The organism is Streptomyces sp. NRRL B-24085, assembly GCF_001282115.1.
In the GTDB taxonomy this organism is placed as follows: domain Bacteria; phylum Actinomycetota; class Actinomycetes; order Streptomycetales; family Streptomycetaceae; genus Streptomyces.
This window is the reverse complement of the sequence record NZ_LJBR01000439.1, coordinates 1-4,187: the sequence shown is the minus strand read 5'-3', so window position 1 is coordinate 4,187 and position 4,187 is coordinate 1. Positions and strand designations below refer to the sequence as shown.

The following is a 4,187-nucleotide window of genomic DNA, read 5'->3' as shown; positions in this document are numbered from 1 at the left end:
CCCCCGCGCGTCCGCGCCTCCGCACCCGACCCGCTTGACGCTTCGGACCCCCGGGAGGATTATTCATCGCATGATGAATAAAGAGCCCGGGTCATCCACCGACAACACGGACCCAGGACCCGCCACCCCCGCCGTCCACGCCGACGGCCTCACTGTCGTCCGAGGCACCCGAACCGTCCTGCGCAACCTCGCCTTCGACGTCCCACGCGGCCAGATCACCGGCCTCCTCGGCCCCTCGGGCTGTGGCAAGTCCACCCTGATGCGCTCGATCGTCGGCACCCAGGCAAAAGTCACCGGCACCCTTGACGTCCTCGGCCGACCCGCCGGCCACCCCACCCTGCGCACCCGCATCGGCTACGTCACCCAGGCCCCCTCCGTCTACGACGACCTGACCGTCCGCCAGAACCTCGACTACTTCGCCGCGGTCCTCGCCCCCGGCCGCGCCGCCGCCGAACGCCGCCACTCCGACGTCACCCGCGCCATCGACGACGTCGACCTCGCCACCCACGCCGACTCCCTCGCGGGCAACCTCTCCGGCGGCCAGCGCAGCCGCGTCTCCCTCGCCGTCGCCCTCCTAGGCGCCCCCGAACTCCTCGTCCTCGACGAACCCACCGTGGGCCTCGACCCCGTCCTGCGCCGCGACCTCTGGAACCTCTTCCACGACATCGCCGCCCGCCGCGGCGCCACCCTCCTCATCTCCTCCCACGTCATGGACGAGGCCGAGCGCTGCCACCGCCTCCTCCTGATGCGCCAGGGCGAGATCCTCGCCGACGACACCCCCGAAGCCCTCCGCACCCGCACCCACTCCGACACGGTCGAGGAGGCCTTCCTCCACCTGGTCGACCAGGCCGTCGAGGCAAGCCGCACCAAGGAGCACACGCGATGACCACGACCACGCAAGGGCTCGTCCCGGCCCCCACCAGCGCCCTCGGCCTGTCCCGCACCACCGCCACCGCGGTCCGGGTCCTGCGCCAGCTCCGCCACGACCCGCGCACCATCACGATGATGATCCTGATCCCGTGCCTGATGCTGTTCCTGCTGCGCTACGTCTTCGACGGCAGCCCGCGCACCTTCGACAGCATCGGCGCCTCCCTCCTCGGGATCTTCCCGCTGATCACGATGTTCCTGGTCACCTCCATCGCCACCCTGCGCGAACGCACCTCCGGCACTCTCGAACGCCTCCTCGCCATGCCCCTCGGCAAAGGCGACCTCATCGCCGGCTACGCCCTCGCCTTCGGCACCCTCGCGATCATCCAGTCCGCCCTCGCCACCGGCCTCGCCGTCTGGTTCCTCGGCCTCGACGTCACCGGCAGCCCCTGGCTCCTGCTGCTGGTCGCCCTGCTCGACGCCCTGCTCGGCACCGCCCTCGGCCTGTTCGTCTCGGCCTTCGCCGCCTCCGAGTTCCAGGCCGTCCAGTTCATGCCGGCCGTGATCTTCCCCCAGCTCCTCCTCTGCGGCCTCTTCACCCCGCGCGACAACATGCACCCCGTCCTGGAGGCCATCTCCGACGTCCTGCCCATGTCCTACGCCGTCGACGGCATGAACGAGGTCCTCAGGCACACCGACATGACAGCGACCTTCGTCCGCGACGCCCTGATCGTGGCGGGCTGCGCCCTGCTGGTCCTCGGCCTGGGAGCGGCGACACTGAGGCGCAGGACCGCCTAGGCCCGCCCGGGCGCAGCCACCGACGACCCCATGTCCCGCCCACCGGACACCCGCCCTGTACTCCCCGGGCCGGTGCCAGACTGAACCGCATGAGCCAGAAAGTCGCAGTCCTCGGCACCGGCAAGATCGGCGAAGCCCTGCTCAGCGGAATGATCCGCGCCGGCTGGGCCCCGGCCGACCTCCTGGTCACCGCCCGCCGCCCCGAGCGAGCCGAGGAACTCCGCAGCCGCTACGGAGTCACCCCGGTCAGCAACCCGGAGGCCGCCAAGACCGCCGACACCCTGATCCTCACGGTCAAGCCGCAGGACATGGGCGCCCTCCTGGACGAACTCGCCCCGCACGTCCCGGCCGACCGCCTGGTCATCAGCGGCGCCGCCGGCATCCCCACCTCCTTCTTCGAGGAGCGCCTCGCCACGGGCACCCCGGTCGTCCGCGTCATGACCAACACCCCGGCCCTGGTCGACGAGGCCATGTCCGTCATCTCAGCCGGCACCCACGCCACCGCCGACCACCTCGCCCACACCGAGGAGATCTTCGGCGCCGTCGGCAAGACGCTCCGCGTCCCCGAGTCCCAGCAGGACGCCTGCACCGCCCTGTCCGGCTCCGGACCGGCCTACTTCTTCTACCTGGTCGAGGCCATGACCGACGCCGGCATCCTGCTCGGCCTGCCCCGGGACAAGGCCCACGACCTGATCGTCCAGTCCGCGATCGGCGCCGCCACGATGCTCCGCGACAGCGGCGAACACCCGGTCAAGCTCCGCGAGAACGTCACGTCCCCCGCGGGCACCACCATCAACGCCATCCGCGAACTCGAGAACCACGGCGTACGGGCCGCACTCATCGCCGCCCTCGAAGCCGCCCGCGACCGCAGCCGCGCACTGGCCTCCGGCAAGAAGGACTGACACCGACCGGGGCGGCGGCCACCGAGGAAGCCACCGCTCCCTCGGTGGCCACCCCGAGAACGAAGCCGCCCCCGCGTCTACCGAGCAGCCCTCAGGACGGCACCGCGGTCGTCCGCCCCGCTATGCCCAGCAGCCGTATTCGAGACGGCCGGCAGCAACCCGATCGCGCGATAAGCGGCATCCACGGTCGGCCGCGCCATCGCCCGCGCCCTCTCCGCGCCATCCCGCAGCACCCCTTCCACATAGCCAGGATCCGCGCACAACTCCTTGTGCCTCTCCTGCACGGGCCTCAAGACCTCGACCACGGCCTCGGCGGTGTCCTTCTTCAAGGCGCCGTACGACTCATATACACCGCTCAGCTCCGATGGGTTCCCACCCGTGCAGGACGCGAGGATCTCCAGCAGATTCGCCAGACCCGGCCGGGCCTCCCGGTCGTACACGACGTCCCGCCCGCTGTCGGTCACGGCTCGCATGACCTTCTTCCGTACGACATCGGGCTCGTCGAGCAGATAGACGATCCCCGGCCCGGAGTCGTGGGACTTCCCCATCTTCGACGAGGGCTCCTGAAGGTTCATGACGCGCGCGCCCACACTGGGCACAGTGGCCCGCGGCACCACGAACGTGTACCCGTACCGCTGGTTGAACCGCACCGCCAGATCCCGCGTCAGCTCCACATGCTGAGCCTGGTCGTCCCCGACCGGCACCTCGTCGGCCCCGTACGCCAGGATGTCCGCGGCCATCAGCACGGGATACGTGAGCAGCGACAGCCGCACGCTCCCGCCCCGCATCCGCTCCCGGGCCGACTTCTCCTTGTACTGGATCATCCGCCGCATCTCGCCGTCCGTCGCCACGCACTCCAGCACGTACGACAGCCGCGCGTGCTCGTCCACATGGCTCTGCACGAACACGGTGCACAACTCCGGATCCAGCCCCGACGCGAGCAACAGCGTCGCCGCCTGCCGACTCAGCCGACGCACCCGCGCCGGATCGTGGTCGACGGTCAGGGCGTGCAGGTCGACGATGCAGAACAGCGACTCCGCCCGGTGCTGGTCCACCGCGGCCCACTGCCGCATGGCTCCCAGGTAGTTCCCCAGCGTCAGATGCCCCGTCGGCTTGACCCCGCTGAAGACCCGCGTCATCTCTCCACCTCCTGGTCGAGACCGCCGTCCCCGGCCGGCCGACCCTCAGGAGTTCTGGAGGGGGATACACGAACGGCCGCCGAGGCGGCGGCCGTTGAGTGCATACGTGCTTACGGCCGCCGTCAGGCGGCCCACCAGAGCTGGGTGCACGTACGCGTTGTCATGCCTGCCAGCGTACGCCTGCGAGGAGGCGTCCGGACCTGAGTTGACACTCCCCAGCCCGGTACGTAGTGTTCTCCGAGTTGTCCGACGTGAGCGCCGACTCCGGTCGGTCCCCGGACAGCCATTCCGCAGGTACCAGCCAACAAACGACGACAGTCGCTCTGTCTGCCGTTGCTGTATTGGCGTGCGTATTCGCGAAATGAGGAATCCACGTTCGAAAGGACGGCGGCCCCCGATTAGCTCGGGAGCCGGGAATCCGCTAAAGTCTCACTCGTCGGAACGGCCCAACGGCCGGGAAGGCAAGCCCCTCTGACTGGGA

At 70.0% G+C, this 4,187-nt stretch carries 4 protein-coding genes; 3 read left to right on the top strand and 1 reads right to left on the bottom strand.

Annotation, left to right across the window (positions count from 1 at the left end; genetic code table 11):
• The first annotated feature begins 70 nt into the window (after positions 1–70).
• The 3 genes from AOJ26_RS35995 to proC all read left to right on the top strand — a co-directional run bounded on the left by AOJ26_RS35995 (position 71) and on the right by proC (position 2,567).
• Positions 71–886, top strand: coding sequence for an ABC transporter ATP-binding protein (locus AOJ26_RS35995; protein WP_053852565.1), 816 nt, complete (start codon positions 71–73; stop codon positions 884–886).
• Positions 883–1,665, top strand: coding sequence for an ABC transporter permease (locus AOJ26_RS35990; RefSeq protein WP_053852564.1), 783 nt, complete (start codon positions 883–885; stop codon positions 1,663–1,665). The genes AOJ26_RS35995 and AOJ26_RS35990 overlap by 4 nt, the downstream gene beginning before the upstream one ends.
• A gap of 89 nt (positions 1,666–1,754) precedes the next feature.
• Entirely contained in the window at positions 1,755–2,567 is an 813-nt protein-coding gene (proC, locus tag AOJ26_RS35985; RefSeq protein WP_053852563.1) for a pyrroline-5-carboxylate reductase, read from the top strand.
• Between the two features lie 77 nt (positions 2,568–2,644).
• Here proC and trpS read toward each other — a convergent pair whose 3' ends face one another.
• Positions 2,645–3,706 (bottom strand): tryptophan--tRNA ligase, encoded by a 1,062-nt coding sequence (gene trpS / locus AOJ26_RS35980; RefSeq protein ID WP_053852562.1) that lies wholly within the window; start codon positions 3,704–3,706, stop codon positions 2,645–2,647.
• Between the last annotated feature and the right edge of the window lie 481 nt (positions 3,707–4,187).

What these genes read in the sequence shown, in the direction of transcription:
- proC (WP_053852563.1), top strand. Translation starts at nt 1,755, where the DNA reads ATGAGCCAGAAAGTCGCAGTCCTCGGCACCGGCAAGATCGGCGAAGCC.
- AOJ26_RS35995 (WP_053852565.1), top strand. Translation starts at nt 71, where the DNA reads ATGATGAATAAAGAGCCCGGGTCATCCACCGACAACACGGACCCAGGA.
- trpS (WP_053852562.1), bottom strand. Translation starts at nt 3,706, where the DNA reads ATGACGCGGGTCTTCAGCGGGGTCAAGCCGACGGGGCATCTGACGCTG.
- AOJ26_RS35990 (WP_053852564.1), top strand. Translation starts at nt 883, where the DNA reads ATGACCACGACCACGCAAGGGCTCGTCCCGGCCCCCACCAGCGCCCTC.